Genomic DNA, 20,961 nt, shown 5'->3' on the forward strand with positions numbered 1-20,961 from the left:
CCCCTTTTTTATCGGCCGTTCACACTGCCTGCTGCGCTACCAATCCTGCACTTTCAAGTCTGCGCTTCTTAGCGCAACCCCTCGTGCTGTGCCACGGTGGTCGGTTCAAGACCCCACAGCTCCAGCAGAAAGTCGCCTTCCTTGTGCTCTATCAGCCGATGCATACCGAGTTCGGCCTGCAGCTGGGTATGTACCTGCTCGGCCGTCTGCGGCGCGCCTTCGATGGTTGCCAGCCAGTGGCAGGCCACCAGTTGGCCGCCGGGCTTGAGAGAGTGCCGAACCTGTTCGATGACTCGGCTGAAGTCGGTGCGATTCAGGTAGTAACCCAATTCGTTGAGCACGATCAGGTCGAAGCGTTCGCTTGGCCAGTCGGCGGGCAGGGCTGCTTGCCTGGCGTGGGCATGATCCAGCTCGTGCAAGCGCGCCTGGGTCAGGCCGACCGCACGGGCGTTCATGTCGCAGCTAAGCAGGTAGTCGCAGCGGGTCGACAGGGCTAGGCTGGTTTCTCCATTGGCGCAGCCTGGCTCGAAGATCGCGCCATAGTGCTCCTGCGGCAGGCAGGCCAGCAGCAGGGCACGCTTGCGTCGTTCGTACCAGCGATGACGCATCGCCCAGGGGTCGTCATTGCCATCGTAGAGCTTGTCGAAATACTGGTTGTCGACGCTGTCTGCGCTCATAGAAAGACGACCTCGAACGGCTGCAGCAGCCGCTCCAATACATAGGGTGGAAGAACCGGTGCCAGACCGATCTGCGGGTCGCCTTCCAGTTGGCTGGCAAAGGCGTGGGCGGCGTGGCTCTTGCGCGCCACCATGTTATTGTCCAGCGGCAGCTTGCGCGCGCGTTCCCAAGGAATTCGATCGTCTTCGGGCGCGGCCCAATGCCAGGTCCAGATCGGCAGTTCATGGTGAACCGCTCCTACCGCTGCAGCGGCCGTCGCGCCCGCGCGGCCACTGGCCTCGTGGTCGGTGTGGCCATCGTTGCACCAGGTGCTGAACACGACATCGTTGGGCTTGAGGTAGCGCTGGATGAAGTCCGTGAGCCGTTGTTCGTCACGGGCCACACCGCTGTCGGCAAAACCGCCGCGGATCCACTGCAGGCTGTACAGGGGCAAGCCCAGTCTGCGCAGCGCCTCGTTGCTCTCCTGCGGGCGTACGGCGCTCAGGCGTTCGGCCGTCCAGGTCTGCGATCCGGGGTGACTAGCACTGCCGTCGGTAACGGAGATGATCAGGATCGGCCGTTCCAGCTGCGCCAGCAATTGCAGGAGCCCGCCGCAGCCGAGCACTTCGTCGTCGGGGTGCGGGGCGATGATCACCGCTCGTGAACCGGCAGGGACCAGGGTCTGGGCATCGATCAGCGGCAGTTCGGCCAGATGCCTGGAGCTGCGCCAGGCCTGCAGGGGCGTACCCTGGCCTACGATAGGGTTCTCTTTCATAGACTCCAGGTCCGCGTCGTGGGGGCGCCGAGCAATTGCCCAAGCGCGGCCAGGTCGCGTTCGGCATGGCTCTGTCGCAGGTACACCGGCAGATCGGCGATCAACCGGGCGAAATGAGGATCCTTGCAGTACGGACCGGCACCCATGGCACGGCCGACGTGACTGATGACGGTTTCTGCGGTCTCTTCGGCCACCGCACGGCACAGCCGCGCCGAATGCTCGAAAGGGCCGTCGGGCTGTTGATCAGCTGCATTGGCCGCTTGGCGCAACACGGCGATGCAAGCGCTCAGCGCCCGATCCACCGCGCCCAGGTGAGCCAAGGCGTGGGGCTCGGGACGGGCGTGACAATGCTGGGCCAGGTGGCGTGCCAGTTCGCGGGCAGCGCCGAACCAGCACGCGGCGATACCGATCCCGCCCAGCCAGAACCCCGGTCGGCTCAAGTAGCCCCCAGCCAGTCCGACATACCAGCCCTCGGCATTTTCCAGCAGGATTTCGACGCTACCGGTGTTGGCCATGCCCACCGCGTGCCAGCCGTCGTCGGTGACGCACAGGTTGGGCTGATCCATCGGCACGGCGACCAACTGCTGCTGGCCATCGTCATCCCAGGCGGTCAGCAGGCCATGAGTGACGACGCCGGCGCCCGAGCACCAGGCCTTGCGGCCGCTGAGCACCGCACGATCGCCCTCGCGCCTGACCATCACCCGGGCCTGAGGCGGCTCCGATGCCCAGGTGCCCCAGATCGAGCCTTCCGGCACAGGCTGTGCGCGCAGCTCCTGCATGATTGCCAAAGCGTCGGTATGCCCCTCATACAGCTTGCACAAGCCCAGGTCATGCCCAGCCACGGCGGCCAGGCACTGCCAGCGTTGCAGCGTGTCGCCGCCGGCCGGCAGCGGCAGGCTGTCCAGGCCCAGACTGCACAAGCGCCGCATTTCCTTGCCCAGGGCTGCGGTGTCGGCGTAGCCCTGTGGTGGGCGGGTCAGCGCTTCGATCAGGGTTGGCTTCATTCTTCGAGGTCCCGGTGCAGTTCGAACATCAGCATCGAGCGACCGGTTACCAGGAATTCGCTGCCGAACTCCAGACGCTCATGCTCGCCCAGCTCCGGGCGGTTGGTGTCGATGCGACAGTTCCAGTACTCGCCTTCCGGCACTTGAGGCAGGATGAAATTGACCACGTCGTGGTGAGCGTTGACGATCAGCAGCAAGGTGGCATCGGCCCCCGGCTTGCGAATGCCGCTGGGCTGCGCACGGCCATCGAGCATCATGCCCAGGCAGCGGCCGTTGGGGTCTTCCCATTGCTCGGCGGTCATTTCGTTGCCCAATGGATCCAGCCAGGTGACGTCCTTGACGCCGATCGCTTCGTTGTATTCACCCACCAGGAAACGGTTGCGACGCAGGATCGGATAGCTGTTGCGCAGCTTCACCAGGCGCTTGACGAAGCGCAGCAGGCCTTTGCCTTCCTCGTCCAGTTCCCAGTTGATCCAGCCGATCTCGCTGTCCTGGCAATAAGCATTGTTGTTGCCGCCCTGGGTCCGCGAGAACTCGTCGCCGGCGACGATCATCGGTGTGCCCTGGGAGAACAGCAGAGTGGTGAAGAAGTTGCGCATCTGCCGCAGGCGCAGCTCGACGATTTCCGGGTCATCGCTGGGGCCTTCGACACCGTGGTTCCAAGAGACGTTGTTGCTGGTGCCGTCCTGGTTGTCTTCCTCGTTCTCTTCGTTGTGCTTGTCGTTGTACGACACCAGATCGCGCAGGGTGAAGCCGTCGTGGGCGGTGATGAAATTCACCGAGGAATACGGGCGGCGGCCACGCTGGTTGAACATGTCGCCGGAGCCGGTCATTCGTGCGGCGAAGTCGGCGAGCTGACCGTCGTCGCCTTTCCAGAACGCCCGCACGGTGTCGCGGAACCGATCGTTCCATTCGGCCCAGCCGGGGGCGAAACCGCCCACATGGTAGCCGCCGGGGCCGCAGTCCCACGGTTCGGCGATGAGCTTGACCGTGCGCAGCACCGGGTCCTGACGACAGGCAACGAGGAAGCTGTGGCGTTCGGAGAAACCGTCGTGGTAGCGCCCCAGAATGGTCGCCAGGTCGAAGCGGAAGCCGTCGACGTGCATCTCCGACGCCCAGTAGCGCAGCGAGTCGGTGACCATCTGCAGCACGCAGGGGTGGCTCAGGTCCAGGGTGTTGCCGGTGCCCGAGTCATTGATGTAATAGCGCTTGTTCTCCGGCATCAGGCGGTAGTAGGAGGCGTTGTCGATACCGCGCATCGACAGGGTCGGGCCTTGCTCGTTGCCTTCGGCGGTGTGGTTGTAGACCACGTCGAGAATCACTTCCAGGCCGGCGTCGTGCAGGTGCGCGATCATCTCCTTGAACTCGGCGATCTTGCCGCTGGCGATATAGCGCGAATGCGGAGCAAAAAAGGCAATGCTGTTGTAGCCCCAATAGTTGTTGAGGCCTTTCTGCAACAGATGCTGGTCGTTGACGAAGCCGTGGATCGGCAGCAGCTCGATAGAGGTGACGCCCAGCTTTTTAAGGTGGTCGACCACTTCCGGCACGGCCAGGCCGGCGAAGGTACCGCGCAACGCTTCCGGCACGGCCGGGTGCTGCATGGTCAGGCCTCGCACATGGGCCTCGTAGAAGATCGTCTTGTCCCACGGGACGCTGACGCGGTGGTCGCGGCCCCAGGTGTAGGCCGGGTCGATGACCTTGCTTTTGGGCACGAAGGGCGCACTGTCGCGCTCGTCGAAACTGAGGTCACCATCGGGATGCCCGATGGTGTAGCCGAACAGGGCTTCGGACCACTTCAACTCACCGACCAGTTGCTTCGCATACGGGTCGATCAGCAGTTTATTGGGGTTGAAGCGGTGGCCGTTTTCCGGATCGTAGGGACCATGCACACGGTAGCCGTAGATCAGCCCCGGGTGGGCGTCGGGCAGGTAGCCGTGGTAGATCTCGTCGGTGTACTCGGGCAACTCGATGCGCTCGATCTCTTCTTCGCCGCTGGCGTCGAAGATGCACAGCTCGACCTTGGTGGCATTGGCCGAAAACAGCGCGAAGTTGACGCCCAGGCCATCCCAGGTCGCGCCGAGCGGGAAGGGCAGGCCTTCACGGATACGCGAGGGTTCGGCGGGTTCTGGCGCTGGTGCAGCTTTTTTTTGCGGACTCATGGTCGATCCTTGCTCTTGGTTTGCACGCGTACGGCGCAGGCAGATGTCACGGCATCTTCGGTGTCTTCAGAGTCGGGTGTACGAGGGTGTGCAACGGGTTGGAAGACGCGCCGTGCGAATGACGGACGGTTGAGGTCGTGAAACCGCGACCATCCAGCCCTGAGGCTGGATCGGCGAAAAATGGGCCCGCGTGCCCGGGGAAGGTGGTACGCGGGCGGGTATCACTTTGCAGCAGGCTTCTTCGGCGCCCGCGGCTTTTTCGGGGCGGCTGGCTTGGTGTCGTCCTCGGCTTTTGCAGTCGAGTCGGCGGTCGCCTGCTCGGCGGCCTTGGCCGGTGGCTTGGGCTTGGCGGCAGGGGCTTCACCGGCAGCTTTCGGCTTTGGCTTGGGCTTTGGCTGAGCCGCTGCCTTGGGCTTGGCCGGTGCCTTGCCCTTGCTTGGCTTGGACGGTGCCAGCGCTTCGGCTTCGGCCAGTTTTCGCGCCATTTCCCAATGACGCTCTTCCTGACCTTCGGGCTGGCCTTCGGATTCCCAGATCTGATAGGCGAATTCGCGGACTCGTTTGTCGTCGGCACTCATTTCAACGCTCCTTAATTACAGCTCACTTTGTAGGAAGAGATTGACAGGAAACTCTTTCAGCGCAGTGCCTACCAACAATTCCTTCTCTGCTGTGACTGCCTGCTCGGAAAAAAGTCCCTTCAATGTAGCCCCGGATTTTGCCGATGGCAAAACGACACGGGTGTCGCCCCAAGCGCTGGCATCGATCAGAGGCGTCTTGCTATCAGCAAGAAGGCCACTGGCCAGGCGAGGCACGATCACCACTGCAGCGGTGCCGTCAAGTACCCGCGCAAAAGCGTGGATACGATCGGCATGAGCGCCCAATACGTCCAGCTTCTGGTAGCTGCCCTCGCGGAACAACGCTGGATGCGCGGCGCGGACCTCGAGGGTACGCTGAATCATGGCCTGTTTGATGCGACCATCGTGCCAGCTTTCCAACAGCTCGCCGACGGCAGGACGGGCATCGAGCGAACGTTCCCGCGCGGCGTAGTCGACCGGGCGACGGTTGTCCGGATCGACCAAGCTGAAATCCCAGTACTCGGCGCCCTGATACAGATCGGGAATACCCGGTACGGTCATGCGCAGCAGCGTCTGCACCAGACTGTCCAGCGCGCCGCTGGGCGCGATGGTGCGGCTGGCCGCAGCGATGGCGTCGCGCAGAGGGCGACCCTTGTCGCTGAGCAGCAACTGTTCGAGGAACTCGCGGCAAGCCTTTTCGTAGGCTTCGTTCGGTGCGCTCCAGCTGCTGATCAGCTTGGCCTCGCGCAACGCTTTCTGCTGCCACTGGTAGAGGCGTTCGGCGTAGGCGGTCAGGCCATCTACGTCGTCGCTGCGCAGGTCCAGCGGCCAGCTGCCCAGCAATGCCTGATACAGCATCAGTTCGTCGCCACCGGTCGGTGCATGGCCATCGCCGAAGGCACTGCGCAGGGGCGCGGCCAGTTCGAGCCATTGTTCGACTTGCTCGACGTACCAGGGAGCACGCTCGCTGAGCACGGCCAGACGGGTGCGAGTGTCTTCGCCGCGCTTGTGGTCGTGGGTCGCAGTGGCCAGGAGGTTGTCGGGGAAGTGCTGCAGACGCTGCTGACAGGCCTCGTCGAACGCTTCGGGAGTACCGGCGAACAGTTCGGTCTCGAACCCTACGTCGTTGCGCGAAAGCAGTACGGCAGAGCGATAGAACGCAGTGTCTTCAACGGCCTTCGCCGCCGACGGCGAAGTCAGCTGCTGGAAGCGCACGCAGGCATGACGGATCAGCTTGCGCGGGCGGCCCAGAGGCAGGACACGCCACGATTGGCCGCCCAACCAGCGCTCCAGGTAGTCGAGCACCGGCCAATCGGCTTCACCCAAGGTACTGCGAGCACCTTCCATGGCTTTCTGGAAGAAGGCCTCATCTTCGGCAGGACGCCCACACGGGTTGATGTAGGTGCGGTATACCGGGAAATGCACGATCAGCTCCTGCAGTGCCCGGCGAATGGCGCCCAGGGTCAGGTCGCGGCTCATCAGATCGCCTCGGGCCACCTGCAACAGGGCCTGGGCCACGGACTCGAAGTCACCGGCCAGCGAGCCATTGAGCACCAGATTGCGCGCTATGTGCGCTTCTTCGATGAACTCGCTGGGGCGTCCGCTGATGCGGTTCCAGAGTTCGCCCAGCGGCTGTTCCCCGGCTGGATCGTGCTGAAGCAGGGACACCTGATTCATGAATTCATAACCGGTGGTGCCGTCGACCTGCCAGTCACGGTGCAGCGTTTCGCCTGCGCCGAGGATCTTCTCGACATAGATCGGCACATGATCGATGCGCGCCGATTCGGGACGTTGCTGCAACAGGCCTTCGACCCGACGCCGCAGTTTGCGCGAGTAACCGCGCGGATCGGCCAGGCCGTCGATGTGGTCGATACGCAGACCATCCACCAGGCCCGCTGCGATCAACTCGAAGATCTTCGCATGGGTGGCTTCGAACACGGCAGGGCGTTCGACACGCAGCCCGCCGAGCTCGTTGACGTCGAAGAAACGCCGCCAGTTGATGTCGTCGCCCGCCGTGCGCCAGCTGGCGAGGCGATAGGATTGGCGTTCCAGCAGTTCGTGCAGACGCTTGAAGCCTTCTTCGCTGGTCGAGTCGAAGCGGGCCAGCGAAGCCTCGATGGCTTCGCTCAAACCCGCACCAGCGGCCTGTTTGGCCAGCTCGGCCTGCAACGCACGGGCCTGAGCATAGGCGTCGTCGCTGCCATGCAGATTGGCGAAGCGCGCACCCAGCTCGCTGACCGGCGCGTTGCCGGACGCAGCCAGAATGTGCGGGTAGTCGATGGGGCAGATGGGGAAGCGATGTTCATAGTGCTCGACGAAGAAACTGCCCTGTTCGGCATCGAACTTGAGCACCAGCTCGCCCTTCTGCAGGGCCACACCGTAATCACTGCCCAGAAACGGCAACAGCAACTGGCCTTCGAGCAGCGGATCGGGCGAATGCCACTGGATGTCGAAGAATTCCGAATACGGGCTGCGACGGCCCCATTCGAGCAGATCAAGCCACCACGGATTATGTGAGCCACCGACCGCCATGTGGTTGGATACGATGTCGAGGATGAAGCCCATATCGTGCTCGCGCAGCGCCGCAATCAACCGCTCCAGCGCACGCTGACCGCCCAGCTCGGGATTGACCTGGGTCGGGTCGACCACGTCATAACCGTGCATGGAGCCGGGGCGTGCCTTGAGAATGGGTGACGCGTACACGTGGCTGATGCCGAGCCGGGAAAAATAAGGTATGAGGCGAGCGGCATCATCCAGGGTGAAGTCTTTGTGCAATTGCAGCCGAACGCTGGCCGTCATTTTTTTCATCGGTAACGCTCACTGGCTTGTTGGCGGGCGCAGGCCAGCAGCTCTAGGCGTCTGGCAGCGTCTTCATCGTCGAGAAGATTCTGGGCATGGGCGCTGTAGCGGCGGCGCCAATTGGGGTGACTGTCTATGGTGCCCGGCAGGTTGGCCTGTTCTTCGATACCCAAGGCATCGTCGATCGGCAGCAGCACCAGCGGGGCAGGGGTCAGGCCGAGAAAGCGCGTGCTTGCGTCGATGATGGCGTCGATGTCCTCGATGCCTTCACTTTCGCTGTGCTGCAGCTCAGGGGCGAGCACCTGGTGCAGGGCGCGACGCTCGTGATCACGGGTCACGCGCCATTGCTTCTCGGTCGGCTCGTCGATCAGTTCCAGATCGCGGTTCCAATCGATGTCGCGGCCGTGCCACCAGCCGTTGAGAGTGGGCAAGTCATGGGTGGTCGACGTCGCCAAAGCGTTGTCTGGCCACGCTTGATGTTCGGTGAACTCCCCATCGTTTTGCTCGAAGAGCAGCACGCGCATGCCGAGCATCTGCCTGGCCGCCAGTTTCTCGCGCAGCCCATCCGGCACGGTGCCGAGGTCTTCGCCGAGCACTACCGCCTGGTGACGATGAGATTCGAGGGCAAGCAGCCGCAGCATGTCGTCGATGGGGAACTGCAGGTACGCACCCTCTCCGGGCTTGGCGTCGGCCGGGATCAGCCACAGGCGTTGCAGGCCCATGATATGGTCGATGCGCAGGCCGCCCGCATGGGCAAAATTGGCCCGCAGCATTTCGATGAAAGCCCGGAAGCCATTGCGCTTGAGGCCTTCGGGAGAAAAGGCGGAAATGCCCCAGCTCTGTCCAGAGCGATTGAGAATGTCCGGTGGGGCGCCGACGGTGAGGTCGGCGAGCAATTCGTCCTGGCGACTCCAGGCCTGGCTCCCGGCACCATCGGCACCAACGGCGAGGTCGGCGATCAGGCCGATCTTCATGCCGCTGTCGCGGGCGGCTTTCTGCACCTTGGCCAGGCAGCGATCGATCAGCCACTGGCAGAAGGCGTGAAAGGCGATCTCGTCGGCATGGGCGGCAGCGAACTCGGCCACCGCGGTGCCGCGCGGGTCGTGCCACTCTTGTGGCCATTGGCGCCAATCCAGGCTTTCGCCACGGGCCTTGAAATCGGCCTGCAGCGCTTCATAGCGGCAGTGGTTCTCCAACGCCTCGCCACCGGCGTGGCGAAAAGCGCTGAAATCCGCGTTCAACGCGTGTTCGGTGTCGCCAAAGCCCTTGTACAGGGCCCTGAACAGGCGCTGCTTGGCGCCGGCGGCGGCTGGCCAATCGACCAGCGGCAGTGCTTCGAGCGATTGCAGGGTGTCGCACAGCCCGGCAGCCTCGATGGCCGTGCGCACCGCGTCTTCACCCAGCACCGCGGCAGGGGCCGCGTACAGGCTGTTGAGGAACAGTCGGCTGGACGGCGAGTAGGGGCTGTAGCGCGTGTTGTCGCTGCTGCTCATGGCGTGCATGGGGCTGATGGCCAAGGTGTCGGCACCGCGCTCGCCGGCGCTGCGCACCAGGGCTTCCAGCGCCTGAGTATCGCCAAAGCCGCCATCGCCGGTGCGGCGCACGGCGTAGAGTTGCACGCCCAGCCCCCAAGCGTGGGCGGTGTCCTGCCCGTAGGCGTCAGCGACGCTGTAGCAGCGTGCCGGTGCCACAGCCAAGGTGAAGCGCTGCTGCTCGATCTGTACATCCTGATAGCCAACGGGCAGCAGACCGGGCAGGGCGGCATGCTTGTCCAGGCTGATCGACAGCGTGCTGCCGTTTTCCAGATGCACCTCACACGCCGTACCGGGCGCGAAGAACTTCGCCAGATCCAGCGGCTGACCATGCTCGACGGTCAGCAGCGGTGGCAGACGATGCGACTGCGCCGCCTTGCTCGACGCCGCCAGACTTTCTTTGAGTTCATCGTCGCTGTCGGCCGGATGGCCGAGGCCTCGCAGCACCTTGCGCAGGACACTGTCAGGAACGGTTTGCGGCTTGCCGTTGGCATCGGTCCAGTCGACGGCGATACCCGCCTGTTCGGCGAGGTCATGCAGTTGCTGTTGCTCGCTCATGCGGCGGTCTCCGCAGCGCCCGCCGGAACCAGGCTGACCAGCGCCGTGTGGGCAGGCAAGCCTTGAGTGTTCCCCGTATCGTCCGATTGCAGGCGGCTGTCGAACAGCCGGTGTTCGGTGGGCAGTTGAACGGGCACTGCACTCTCGCTCAGATTGACGTCGATGCGCAGCACGCTGCCGTCACCCATGCGCCATTTGGCGCTCACCGCCTTGTCGGCCAGCACCTGGGCTCCCAGCGACTGGGCACCGTCAAGCCGCGGTACGATCTCGTCGCGGCGCAGGGCCAACAGCTGACGGTACAGCTGCACCCAGGGACCGTTCTGGCGGAACTGGAGCTCGGCAAAGTCCGGGCGCGAAGCTTCGAAGGTGCTTGCCGCGTTCGGGTCGGGGATCTTGGCGCGGGTTTCTTCGTTGGCGAACGAGTCGAACGCAGCGAACTCGGCACGGCGACCTTCGCGCACGGCTTCCGCCAGTTCGCCGTGGTGATCGGTGAAAAACAGGAAGGGTTCGTCTGCGGCCCATTCATCGCCCATGAACAGCATGGGGATCATCGGCGAGAGCAGCAGCAGTGCAGTGGCTGCCCGAAGCGCAGGCTCGGTGCACAGCAGGCTCAGCCGCTCGCCCATGGCACGGTTGCCGATCTGGTCATGGTTCTGCAGGAACAGCACGAATGCGCTCGGTGGCAGATGACCGCTCGGCTCGCCACGCGCTTCACCTTTCTGATTGGTTTCACCTTGGTAGATGAAGCCCTGGCTCAGGCAGCGAGCCAGCTTCTCGGTGGAGTCTTCGCTGAAGTCGGCGTAGTACGCCTCGCTTTCGCCGGTCAACATCGCGTGCAGCACGTTATGGCCGTCGTCGTTCCACTGGGCGTCATAGCCCTGTTCGAGCAGGTGGGCCTGGTTGTGCTCGTTTTCCAGCATCAGCCAGACATGCCGGTCCGGCCCGACCTGCTCACGCAGGGTGCCGGCCATTTCCTGCAGGAACGTAGGATCCTGAATCGCGTGCACAGCGTCGAAACGCAGACCGTCGAAGCGGTATTCGAGCAGCCACATCGCGGCGTTGTCGATGAAGAAGCTGCGCACCTCATCGCGACGGAAGTCGATGGCGTCGCCCCATGGGGTTTTCTTGTCGTGACGGAAGAAACCCTTGGCATAGCGGCCCAGGTAATTGCCGTCCGGCCCGAAGTGATTGTAGACCACATCGAGGATCACCATCAGACCATGGCCGTGGGCGCAGTCGATCAGGTGCTTGAGTTGTTCAGGAGTGCCGTAGGAGGCTTCGGGTGCATAGGGCAGCACGCCGTCGTAGCCCCAGTTGCGCGTGCCGGGGAATTCGGCAATCGGCATCAGTTCGATGGCAGTGACACCCAGCGCGGCGAGGCGGGCCAGATGAGCCTCGACACCGGCGTAGCCACCCAAGGCACCGACGTGCAGCTCGTAAATGACTGCCTGAGACCAGGGACGACCCAGCCAGTTGGTGTTCTGCCACTCATAGGCCAATGGGTCGACCACAACACTGGGGGAGTGCACATCGACCTGCTGGGCGCGGGACGCGGGATCCGGAACTGCAACCTCGCCATCGATATCGAAGCGGTAGGCCGTACCCGCCGGGCACTTGTGCTCCAGGGTGAACCACCCGTCGCTGCGCGCGACCATGGGCAAGGATTCATCATCAGCGATCTGCAATCCAACCGAGAAAGCATCCGGAGCCCACAGTGCAAAGTGAGTGAGTCCGGAGTCCTGCATTACCGCACCGTGGGACCAGGCTTCAGTTTTCCGTGAAGGCATCGATGAAACCTCTTCCGTCATTGATCAGTTGCCGTTATTGATGAGTTGCCGTGATTGAGTGACTGCCTTTACCGATGAGCAGCGGAACGCTTGCTGCCTTGCACCAGGGTCTTGTACAGGTCGGCGTAGGGTTCGACCGCTTCGCTCCAGTTGAACGGCTGGGTCATGGCGCGGCAGCGCATGGCATTCAGCAGTTCAGGCTTGTCGAACACATAGAAGGCGCGGGCCAATGCGGCCTGGTAGCTTTCGATGGTCGATTCGCCGAACAGGAAGCCCGTCACGCCGTCTTCGATGGTGTCGGCCAGACCGCCCGTGTTGCGCGCCACCGGCAGGGAACCGAAGCGCTGGGCATACATCTGGCTCAGCCCGCAGGGTTCATAGCGCGAAGGCATCAGCAGGAAATCGCTGCCGGCGAACATGCGGCGAGCATCGGTTTCGTTGAAGCCGATGCGTACACCGACGCGACCCGGGAAACGCAGGGCCAGTTCACGCATGGCTTGCTCTTCTTCAGGCTCGCCGCGGCCGATGATGACCACCTGGCCGCCGTTCTCGACGATGAACTGAGTAACGCCTTCAGTCAGGTCCAGGCCCTTCTGGTAAACCAGGCGGGACACCACGGCGAACAATGGGCCGTCCGAATCGTCGATCTCGAACAGCTCGCGCACGTGGGCGGCATTGACGGCTTTGCCTTCCCAGTCGTTCAAGCTGAACGGGCACACCAGGTGCGGGTCGGTCGCCGACTCCCAACTGGCGTCGATGCCATTGGGAATGCCACTGAGCTTGCCCTGCTGAGCCTTGCTGCTGAGGAAACCTTCAAGGCCACAGCCGAATTCAGGGGTGGTGATCTCTTCGGCGTAGGTCGCACTCACCGTGGTGATGTGGTTCGAATAGGCCATGCCGGCCTTGAGAAACGACAGCTTGCCGAAGAACTCCATGCCGTCCTGCTGCATCGCATGGCTGGGCACACCCAGTTCAGGGCAGCAGGCACGACTGAACACGCCTTGGTAGGCCAGGTTGTGGATGGTGAACAACGTCGGTGTGCTCAGTCCACGCCAATGCATGTAGGCAGGCGCCAGGCCGGCCGGCCAGTCATGGGCATGAACCAGGTCGGGCTTCCAGTGGACCATGCCCTGACCGGCTGCGATGTCGGCAGCAGCCAGGCCCAGGCGGGCGAAGCGAATATGGTTGTCCGGCCAGTCGCGACCGTTGTTGGCGCCATAAGGCGTGCCGTCACGCTCGTACAACTCGGGGCAGAGCAGCACGTAGATGACGAGCCCGTCGGGCATGTCCATACGACCGATCTTGCAGGGCGGCAGGGCGGCGTGGCCGCTCAATTCGCCAACCACATGAATCGGATTGTCACTGTTGAGCACTTGCGGGTAGCCGGGAATCAGCACACGAACGTCGTGAACCTGGCTCATGGCACGTGGCAGCGCAGCCGACACGTCACCCAGGCCGCCGGTCTTGACCAGGTCGGCGATCTCCGATGTCACGAAAAGAACTTTTTGCTTGTGGACGCTGGACGGCGTCTGCAGTGCTTTGCTGATAGGCGTGGGAACCTGCAAGTGGGCGGGTTCCGCCGCTTGCCTGTTGAAACGCTCTCCGTGGTTTTCGACAGCGGCACTGATCATTGTTCTCTCCCGTGCATTACGTACTTGTATGGCAGATCCTGACTCTGAAAAAGCGCTGATCGATTAGCGCTTCCCGCTGACACACGCACAGGCGCTGCAGACAACGGCGTTCCTGCCGCAGGCTGCAATGATTCACGGGATAGCAGGTTTGGCGGACAAGAAACATCGAATAACCTGCTTCCTATCCTGACCTGTCTGATTTGCAAAAAGTTTCGAGTTTTTTGCATCGGATTTCCAAGCGATAGATCGCCTGTGACCTGAGTGTAGGAGATCCGCCATTTTTTTGGGCCGGGCGCGCGACTGACGGGCGATTATTATTGGCACACTCGTACTACAGGCCTTGTCCGGTGGGCGTTTTGGCGGCTTCGCGGCCCTTGCTCAAGCCTGTTGGCGAACCCTCATGGCTCCTGGAACAAAACCATTGCGATTTGTGTACCGCTCCAGAAGCGCGTCTTGATGAAATCGACAAAAATTCAAGTTTTTTGGCCAGCCCCGCAACCGACCAAAGGTATACTCGGAAACTTCCCGGTATCGTCCGGGACTAACTTGGAGGCTCGTTCGGGTAATACCCTGACCCGCTTCCAGGACATCACCGTTCAAGAAATATCTTTTTCAAGCAACATAGAGTGGAGCTCTCGCATGCAACTGGGAATCATTGGGCTGGGCCGCATGGGCGGAAACATCGCCAGAAGGCTGATGCGCGCTGGTCATCAAACGGTGGTCTTCGATCGCAATCAGGATTCGGTGCATGGCCTGGCCGGTGAGGGCGCTACCGGTGCCGCCGATCTCGCCGATCTGGTGAGCAAGATGGACACGCCGCGCGCGGTCTGGGTCATGCTGCCCGCCGGGGCTCCGACCGAGGCCACCATCGCCCAGCTCGCTGACCTGCTGGAGCCAAATGACGTGATCATCGACGGGGGCAACACCTTCTACAAGGACGACATCCGCCGTGCACGCGACCTCAAGGCGCGCCAGTTGCACTACGTCGACGTCGGCACCTCCGGCGGCGTCTGGGGCCTGGACCGCGGCTACTGCATGATGATCGGTGGCGAGTCGGAAATCTTCGAACGCCTCGACCCGTTGTTCGACTGCCTGGCACCCGGCATGGGCGACATTCCCCGCACCCGCGACCGCAACAGCCCGGATGACCGTGCCGAGCGTGGTTACATCCATGCAGGCCCCGCCGGTTCGGGTCACTTCGTCAAGATGATCCACAACGGCATCGAGTACGGCATGATGCAGGCCTTCGCCGAAGGCTTCGACATCCTCAAGACCAAATCCAGCAGCGAGCTGCCCGAAGACCAGCGCTTCGACCTGAACCTGGCCGACATTGCCGAAGTCTGGCGTCGTGGCAGCGTGGTTTCGTCCTGGCTGCTGGACCTGACTGCCGATGCTCTGGCCAGCGACCAGCAGCTGACCCAGTACTCCGGCGTGGTATCCGACAGTGGCGAAGGTCGCTGGACCATCGACGCTGCGGTCGAGCAGGCGGTACCGGTACCGGTGCTCTCCAGCGCCTTGTTCGCCCGTTTCCGCTCGCGTCAGGACGCCACCTACGGTGACAAGATCCTCTCGGCGATGCGTTTCGGCTTCGGCGGCCATGTCGAGGTTCCCAAATGAGTAGAGCGACCTCGAAAGTAGATGCCGCTCCACCGTCAACCCTGTTTCTGTTCGGCGCCCATGGCGACCTTGTCAAACGCTTGCTGATGCCGGCCTTGTACAATTTGAGCCGGGATGGACTGCTGGACAACGGCCTGCACATCGTCGGGGTCGACCATAACGAGGTGAGCGACGCGGATTTCGCCGCGAAGCTCGAAGCTTTCATCATCGAACAGGCGCGGGCCAAGGGCGTCGACGAGCCGGACAAGGTGCTCGATCCGGCGCTCTGGGCCAAGCTGCGCAAGCGCATCAGCTACATTTCCGGCGACTTCCTCGACGAGGCCACCTATCAGGCCATTGCCGAGCGTATCGAAGTCAATGGCACCGGCAATGCCATGTTCTACCTGGCCACCTCGCCGCGCTTTTTCAGTGAAGTGGCGCAGCGACTGGGCAGCAGCGGGTTGCTCAAGGAGCAGCCCGACGCCTTTCGCCGGGTGGTGATCGAAAAACCCTTCGGTCACGACCTGGCTTCCGCCGAAGCGCTCAACGCGTGTCTGTTGAGCGTCATGAGCGAGAAGCAGATCTACCGCATCGATCATTACCTGGGTAAGGAAACCGTCCAGAACATTCTGGTCAGTCGCTTTTCCAACGGTATCTTCGAAGCGTTCTGGAACAACCACTACATCGACCACGTGCAGATCACCGCAGCCGAAACGGTCGGGGTCGAGACCCGTGGCAACTTCTACGACCAGACCGGTGCCCTGCGTGACATGGTGCCCAACCATCTGTTCCAGCTACTGGCCATGATCGCCATGGAACCGCCAGCGGCCTTCGGCGCCGATGCGGTTCGCGGCGAGAAGGCCAAGGTCATCGGTGCCATCCGGCCCTGGTCCAAGGCTGATGCCCTGAAGAACTCGGTGCGCGGCCAGTACACGGCGGGACAGGGCGACAAACCCGGTTACCGCGAAGAACCCAAGGTCGATCCCCAGAGCACCACTGAAACCTACGTGGCGCTTAAGGTCATGGTCGACAACTGGCGCTGGGTGGGTGTGCCGTTCTACCTGCGCACCGGCAAACGCATGAGCGTGCGCGATACCGAGATCGCCATCTGTTTCAAACCAGCGCCCTACGCGCAGTTCCGTGACACCGAAGTGGACCGGCTCAAGTCCAACTACCTGAAGATCCAGATCCAGCCCGACGAGGGCATGTGGTTCGACCTGCAGGCCAAGCGTCCGGGACCGGCCATGGAACTGGAGAACGTCAAGCTGGGCTTCGCCTACAAGGACTTCTTCCAGATGCAGCCGTCCACCGGCTATGAAACCTTGATCTACGACTGCCTGATCGGCGACCAGACCCTGTTCCAGCGGGCCGACAATATCGAGAACGGTTGGCGCGCAGTGCAGCCGTTCCTCGATGCCTGGCGCGAGGGTGGCAGCATTGCCACCTACGCAGCGGGCGAGGACGGTCCGGAGGCGGCCGACGAGCTGCTGGCCCGCGACGGCCACCACTGGCATCGTCTGGGATGAGTGCTCCGTCGAATCACCTCATCCAGTTGGTCCTCAGCGACATGGACGGCACCCTGCTGATGCCCGATCACAGCCTCAGCCACGCAGTGATCGAGGCCGTGGCGCAATTGCGCGCGGCCGGGGTGAAGTTCACCTTGGCCAGCAGCCGTCCACCGCGGGCCATGCGCCAGCAGATCGAGGCCTTGGGCATCGACTTGCCGACCGCTGCATTCAACGGCGGCGTGCTGATCAATGCCGATGGCAGCGAACTGCAGTCCCACTGGGTCGACCGCGAGGCTGTCGACATCTGCCTGGCTTTGTTCGCCGAACACGACCTTGATGTCTGGGTGTTCGCTGACGACCAGTGGCTGGCGCGGGATCGCAAGGCCGAGTATTTCCCCAAGGAGCTGCACGCGCTGGGCTACGAGCCGCTGATCGTCGAAGACTTCACGCCGTATCTGGACCGCGTGCACAAGATGGTCGCCACCTCCGGCAACTTCCAGCTGTTGATCGACCTTGAACAGCAGTTGCAGGCGCCGTTGCACGGCAAGGCCATCGCGGCGCGCTCGCAGCGCTACTACCTGGACATTACGGCGGTGCTGGCCAACAAGGGCGAAGCCTTGGCCACATTGGCCGAGCGTCTGGGCATCGAACTGGCCAACACGGCCGTGCTGGGCGACGGCGGCAACGACGTGGCCATGTTCAAACGTGCTGGATTTTCCGTGGCAATGGGCCAGGGCGAGGAGGTCGTGCGCGAGCAGGCCGATGCGGTCACTGCCAGCAATGCCGAGGATGGCGTGGCGCAGGCCATTCACCAACTGATCCTGCCGCGCGCGCAACGTTGATATAGATTCCAGGCGCGGCACCGTTCCTGGTCCGCGCCATTGGTCATGAGGGTCCCATGCCGGCGCTGATCGAAGACTACGCCCTGTTGGGCAATTGCCGTACCGCTGCCTTGGTCGACCACTGCGGGTCGCTTGACTGGCTGTGCTTTCCCCGATTCGATTCCCCCGCCTGTTTCTCCGCCTTGCTGGGCAGCAGCGACAACGGCCGCTGGCGTATCTGTCCCAGTCAGCCGTTGACCGGCACCGAGCGACGCTACCGTGACAGCACGATGATTCTGGAGACGGTGTTTCATACCGAGCAGGGCAGCGCCATGCTCGTCGACTGGATGCCGGTCGGCGAGCAGGACTGCGTGGTGCGCACGGTGGTCGGTCTGAGCGGACAGGTCGAGTTCGACATGGAGCTGGTCATGCGTTTCGACTATGGCAGCAGTGTGCCGTGGGTCGAACAGGCTCAGCCCCGGACGCTCACGGCAGTGGCCGGCCCCGACATGCTGGTGTTGCGCAGCGCCTCCGATCTGCACGCCGTGGACCACCGCACCGGTAGCCGCTTCAAGGTCGAAGCCGGCGAGCAATTGTGCTATCGCTTGAGTTTTCAACCCTCGCATCTGCCCGTGCAACCGGCGGTGGAGGCTGAACTGTCTCTGGTTGAAACGGAACGCTATTGGCGCGAGTTCGCCCAGCGTTGCCCGGACGTCGGCGGCTGGACGCCCTTGGTGAAACGCTCGCTGCTGACCCTCAAGGCCATGACCTATGCCCCCACCGGCGGCATCGTTGCTGCCGTGACCACGTCGCTGCCCGAACAACTGGGCGGGGAGCGCAACTGGGACTACCGCTACTGCTGGCTGCGCGATGCGACCATGACCCTGCTGGCATTCATGAACCTGGGCTACTACGAAGAGGCGGCCGCGTGGCGCAAGTGGCTGATGCGCTCGGTCGCCGGCAACCCCGAGCAGATGCAGATCATGTACGGCCTGGCCGGTGAGCGCCGATTGCCCGAGCAGACCTTGCCGTGGCTGACCGGCTATGAGGGTTCGGCGCCGGTTCGCATCGGCAACGGCGCGGCGACCCAGCGCCAGCTGGATGTGTACGGCGAAGTCGCCGACGCCATGAGCCAGGCCATTCGCGCCGGGCTGCCCCGTCATCCCCGCGGTGCCGCGATCTTTCGGGTCATCCTGCCGTACCTGGAAAGCATCTGGGATCAGCCCGACGAAGGCATCTGGGAGATCCGCGGCGAACCCCAGCACTTCACCCATTCCAAGGTCATGGCCTGGGTGGCGTTCGACCGCGCAGCGACCCTTGCCGAGCCGACCGAAGAGGGCCGCGCGCAAGCCCAGCACTACCGCGCCGTCGCCGACCGGATCCATGCTCAGGTGTGCAGTCGGGGCATCGATACCGAACACGGCCATTTCGTCCAGGCCTATGGCTCGACCCATACCGACGCCAGCCTGCTGCAGATCGCCTTGACCGGGTTCCTGCCGCCGGACGACCCACGTGTCGTGGCGACCGTGGCGCGCATCGAGAGCACGTTGATGCGCGACGGTCTGCTGCTGCGTTACGACACCGCCCATGGCGTCGATGGGCTGGACCCTGGCGAGGGGACTTTTCTGGTGTGCTCTTTCTGGCTCGCCGATGTCTATGTGCTGCAAGGCCGTATGACCGACGCCCAACGTCTGTTCGAGCGTCTGGCCGGCCTGTGCAATGACGTCGGCCTGTTGGCCGAGCAGTACGACCCCAAGGCGGGGCGCATGCTGGGCAATTTTCCGCAGGCGTTCAGCCAGCTGGGCATCATTAACACCGCGCTCAACCTGTACCGCGCGCAGAACCCGGCCCAGGCTCGCGCAGCGGCGACAGCCGGCGTGTGTGTGGAATGATCGGGCGACAGTGGCAAACGAGGATTGGATTCGATGAGTGAACGCTGGACCACGGCGGTACTCGATACCGCGCTACCTGGCGGCCTGGCGGTCGCCCGCAGCAGCCAGGGGTTTCTCTGCGCTGCCCAAGGCGTGCTGTTCGAGCGCCAATGGCTGAAGCAGCAACCCCTGGAAATACTGGCCGAACATGGGATCGGCCATTTCGATGGCCAGCCGGTCTACCTGCTCGAACTGCGCAGCCCGGACACGCCGGATGACTGCCATTGGCAAGGCTTGCGTCAGTTCATGCTCGAAGGTGATTTTCAGGTTTATCGCATGCTCGGCTACGCCGCGCAGATCGGCACCTGGGCGCGTGAGCATCGGTTCTGTGGCAGTTGCGGCGGGCCCATGCAGCAGGTCCAGGGCGAGCGGGCGATGCATTGTGCACGTTGCGAGCTGCGCAGCTACCCACGGATCTCGCCGAGCATGATCGTGCTGGTCACCCGTGGCGACGAGGTGCTGCTGGCGCGTTCGCCGCGATTCGTCCCTGGTGTCTATAGCACACTGGCAGGCTTTGCCGAGCCGGGCGAATCTGCCGAGGACTGCCTGCGCCGCGAGGTGATGGAGGAAGTGCAAGTCACGGTTCGCAACATTCAGTACATCGGCAGCCAGTGCTGGCCGTTTCCCCATTCGATGATGCTGGGCTTTCACGCCGAATATGCGGCCGGCGAGATCGTTCCGCAGTTGGACGAGATCGAGGACGCGCAGTGGTTTCACATCGACGCGTTGCCGGCCCTGCCGGCCGGGCGATCGATTGCCCGGCACCTCATCGACCTCTATGTGGCGCGCCGCTCAGGCCTGCCCGAACCAGTGCTGCCAAGCTAGGCGTACGGTCAGCGCCAGGACGATGGTGATGAACACCGGGCGAATGAATTTGGCCCCGCCGCCAATCGCGGTGCGCGCGCCGAAGAAGGCGCCCACCATGACCGCCAGGCCCATGCTCAAACCGATCAGCCAGTCGACCTGGCCACTGGCGATGAACACCGTGAGTGCCGCGATGTTGCTGACGAAGTTCATGCTGCGCGCCACGCCGCTGGCGCGAACCAGATCCAGCGGGTAGAGCAGCAGCGTGCTGACGGTCCAGAAAGCTCCGGTCCCGGGGCCTGCCACACCATCATAGAAGCCCAGGGTCAGGCCTTGGGGCAGTTGCCATTTGCGCTTGATCGGCGCGTCGCTGTCCAGTGGGGCTTTGGGTGTACCCCCGAACAGCAGGTACAGGCCGCAGGCGAAGACGATCACCGGCAGCATCTTGTTCAGCCATTCGGCGGGCATGTAGTGCGCGGCCCCCGCGCCCAGGAAGGCACCCAGCAAGGTGCCCAGCAGGGCGTTCTTCCATTGACCGGGATGAAACAACTTGCGGCGATAGAACGTATAGCCGGCCGTGGCCGAGCCGAAGGTCGAGCTCAGTTTGTTGGTGCCCAGCACCAGATGAGGCGGCAGGCCGGCGGTGAGCAGGGCAGGGGTGGTGAGCAGGCCACCGCCGCCGGCGATGGCGTCGATGAAACCGGCGATGAACGCCACCAACACGAGAATGAGCAGAACGCTCGGCGTAACGCTGAGGCTGGAAAGAAGGTCGAAGGGCATGTCATCGGCTTCACGGCAGGGTGCATGCGAAAGGCGCATGCGAA

The 20,961-nt window shown here is 63.2% G+C and carries 15 protein-coding genes; 5 read left to right on the forward strand and 10 right to left on the reverse strand.

The features are described from left to right. Positions 1 to 68 precede the first annotated feature (68 nt). The 9 genes from BLV18_RS09265 to glgA all read right to left on the reverse strand — a co-directional run bounded on the left by BLV18_RS09265 (position 69) and on the right by glgA (position 13,477). Positions 69 to 677: a class I SAM-dependent methyltransferase gene (locus BLV18_RS09265; RefSeq protein WP_090357937.1), complete on the reverse strand. Its 609-nt coding sequence runs from the start codon at positions 675 to 677 to the stop codon at positions 69 to 71. Then, positions 674 to 1,432, reverse strand: a complete 759-nt coding sequence (locus BLV18_RS09270) for a PIG-L deacetylase family protein (RefSeq protein ID WP_090357939.1) — start codon at positions 1,430 to 1,432, stop codon at positions 674 to 676. Before BLV18_RS09270 ends, BLV18_RS09265 begins: the two co-directional genes overlap by 4 nt. Next, positions 1,429 to 2,436, reverse strand: a complete 1,008-nt coding sequence (locus BLV18_RS09275; protein ID WP_090357941.1) for an acyl-CoA dehydrogenase family protein — start codon at positions 2,434 to 2,436, stop codon at positions 1,429 to 1,431. Before BLV18_RS09275 ends, BLV18_RS09270 begins: the two co-directional genes overlap by 4 nt. Beyond that, positions 2,433 to 4,595 (reverse strand): glycogen debranching protein GlgX, encoded by a 2,163-nt coding sequence (gene glgX / locus BLV18_RS09280; protein WP_090357943.1) that lies wholly within the window; start codon positions 4,593 to 4,595, stop codon positions 2,433 to 2,435. Before glgX ends, BLV18_RS09275 begins: the two co-directional genes overlap by 4 nt. Before the next feature lie 221 nt (positions 4,596 to 4,816). Beyond that, the gene (locus BLV18_RS09285; protein WP_049860153.1) at positions 4,817 to 5,173 is read right to left on the reverse strand and encodes a DUF2934 domain-containing protein; all 357 of its coding nucleotides are present in this window, start codon (positions 5,171 to 5,173) and stop codon (positions 4,817 to 4,819) included. Between the two features lie 15 nt (positions 5,174 to 5,188). Continuing rightward, positions 5,189 to 7,978: a malto-oligosyltrehalose synthase gene (locus tag BLV18_RS09290; protein ID WP_090357945.1), complete on the reverse strand. Its 2,790-nt coding sequence runs from the start codon at positions 7,976 to 7,978 to the stop codon at positions 5,189 to 5,191. Beyond that, positions 7,975 to 10,059: a 4-alpha-glucanotransferase gene (gene malQ / locus BLV18_RS09295; protein WP_090357947.1), complete on the reverse strand. Its 2,085-nt coding sequence runs from the start codon at positions 10,057 to 10,059 to the stop codon at positions 7,975 to 7,977. Before malQ ends, BLV18_RS09290 begins: the two co-directional genes overlap by 4 nt. Further along, complete coding sequence (gene treZ, locus BLV18_RS09300) at positions 10,056 to 11,846, reverse strand: malto-oligosyltrehalose trehalohydrolase (protein ID WP_090357948.1); 1,791 nt, start codon at positions 11,844 to 11,846, stop codon at positions 10,056 to 10,058. The genes malQ and treZ overlap by 4 nt, the downstream gene beginning before the upstream one ends. A gap of 68 nt (positions 11,847 to 11,914) precedes the next feature. Then, entirely contained in the window at positions 11,915 to 13,477 is a 1,563-nt protein-coding gene (gene glgA, locus BLV18_RS09305) for a glycogen synthase GlgA (RefSeq protein ID WP_090357950.1), read from the reverse strand. 639 nt (positions 13,478 to 14,116) lie between these two features. Between glgA and gnd the strand changes: the two genes are divergently transcribed. The 5 genes from gnd to nudC are packed head-to-tail and all read left to right on the forward strand — an operon-like array spanning position 14,117 to position 20,158. Beyond that, entirely contained in the window at positions 14,117 to 15,094 is a 978-nt protein-coding gene (gene gnd / locus BLV18_RS09310; RefSeq protein WP_090357952.1) for a phosphogluconate dehydrogenase (NAD(+)-dependent, decarboxylating), read from the forward strand. Continuing rightward, positions 15,091 to 16,599, forward strand: coding sequence for a glucose-6-phosphate dehydrogenase (gene zwf, locus BLV18_RS09315; protein WP_049860159.1), 1,509 nt, complete (start codon positions 15,091 to 15,093; stop codon positions 16,597 to 16,599). The genes gnd and zwf overlap by 4 nt, the downstream gene beginning before the upstream one ends. Further along, entirely contained in the window at positions 16,596 to 17,423 is an 828-nt protein-coding gene (locus tag BLV18_RS09320) for a Cof-type HAD-IIB family hydrolase (RefSeq protein WP_090357954.1), read from the forward strand. The genes zwf and BLV18_RS09320 overlap by 4 nt, the downstream gene beginning before the upstream one ends. A gap of 56 nt (positions 17,424 to 17,479) precedes the next feature. Next, positions 17,480 to 19,294 (forward strand): glycoside hydrolase family 15 protein, encoded by a 1,815-nt coding sequence (locus tag BLV18_RS09325; RefSeq protein ID WP_090357956.1) that lies wholly within the window; start codon positions 17,480 to 17,482, stop codon positions 19,292 to 19,294. A gap of 33 nt (positions 19,295 to 19,327) precedes the next feature. Next, positions 19,328 to 20,158 (forward strand): NAD(+) diphosphatase, encoded by an 831-nt coding sequence (gene nudC / locus BLV18_RS09330; RefSeq protein ID WP_090357958.1) that lies wholly within the window; start codon positions 19,328 to 19,330, stop codon positions 20,156 to 20,158. Here the strand turns inward: nudC and BLV18_RS09335 are convergent. Beyond that, positions 20,126 to 20,917 carry a TSUP family transporter gene (locus tag BLV18_RS09335; protein WP_090362161.1) on the reverse strand — a complete coding sequence of 264 codons (792 nt, stop codon included), beginning with the start codon at positions 20,915 to 20,917 and terminating at the stop codon, positions 20,126 to 20,128. The two genes, nudC and BLV18_RS09335, sit on opposite strands and share 33 nt — an antisense overlap. Between the last annotated feature and the right edge of the window lie 44 nt (positions 20,918 to 20,961).

Source organism: Pseudomonas coleopterorum (assembly GCF_900105555.1).
Taxonomy (GTDB): domain Bacteria; phylum Pseudomonadota; class Gammaproteobacteria; order Pseudomonadales; family Pseudomonadaceae; genus Aquipseudomonas; species Aquipseudomonas coleopterorum.

Excerpts from the sequence above, each read along its gene's own strand:
- BLV18_RS09275 (WP_090357941.1), bottom strand. The coding sequence starts at position 2,436 with ATGAAGCCAACCCTGATCGAAGCGCTGACCCGCCCACCACAGGGCTAC.
- treZ (WP_090357948.1), bottom strand. The coding sequence starts at position 11,846 with ATGCCTTCACGGAAAACTGAAGCCTGGTCCCACGGTGCGGTAATGCAG.
- BLV18_RS09325 (WP_090357956.1), top strand. The coding sequence starts at position 17,480 with ATGCCGGCGCTGATCGAAGACTACGCCCTGTTGGGCAATTGCCGTACC.
- BLV18_RS09285 (WP_049860153.1), bottom strand. The coding sequence starts at position 5,173 with ATGAGTGCCGACGACAAACGAGTCCGCGAATTCGCCTATCAGATCTGG.
- glgA (WP_090357950.1), bottom strand. The coding sequence starts at position 13,477 with ATGATCAGTGCCGCTGTCGAAAACCACGGAGAGCGTTTCAACAGGCAA.
- nudC (WP_090357958.1), top strand. The coding sequence starts at position 19,328 with ATGAGTGAACGCTGGACCACGGCGGTACTCGATACCGCGCTACCTGGC.
- BLV18_RS09335 (WP_090362161.1), bottom strand. The coding sequence starts at position 20,917 with ATGCCCTTCGACCTTCTTTCCAGCCTCAGCGTTACGCCGAGCGTTCTG.
- BLV18_RS09265 (WP_090357937.1), bottom strand. The coding sequence starts at position 677 with ATGAGCGCAGACAGCGTCGACAACCAGTATTTCGACAAGCTCTACGAT.
- BLV18_RS09320 (WP_090357954.1), top strand. The coding sequence starts at position 16,596 with ATGAGTGCTCCGTCGAATCACCTCATCCAGTTGGTCCTCAGCGACATG.
- zwf (WP_049860159.1), top strand. The coding sequence starts at position 15,091 with ATGAGTAGAGCGACCTCGAAAGTAGATGCCGCTCCACCGTCAACCCTG.
- malQ (WP_090357947.1), bottom strand. The coding sequence starts at position 10,059 with ATGAGCGAGCAACAGCAACTGCATGACCTCGCCGAACAGGCGGGTATC.
- BLV18_RS09270 (WP_090357939.1), bottom strand. The coding sequence starts at position 1,432 with ATGAAAGAGAACCCTATCGTAGGCCAGGGTACGCCCCTGCAGGCCTGG.
- gnd (WP_090357952.1), top strand. The coding sequence starts at position 14,117 with ATGCAACTGGGAATCATTGGGCTGGGCCGCATGGGCGGAAACATCGCC.
- glgX (WP_090357943.1), bottom strand. The coding sequence starts at position 4,595 with ATGAGTCCGCAAAAAAAAGCTGCACCAGCGCCAGAACCCGCCGAACCC.
- BLV18_RS09290 (WP_090357945.1), bottom strand. The coding sequence starts at position 7,978 with ATGAAAAAAATGACGGCCAGCGTTCGGCTGCAATTGCACAAAGACTTC.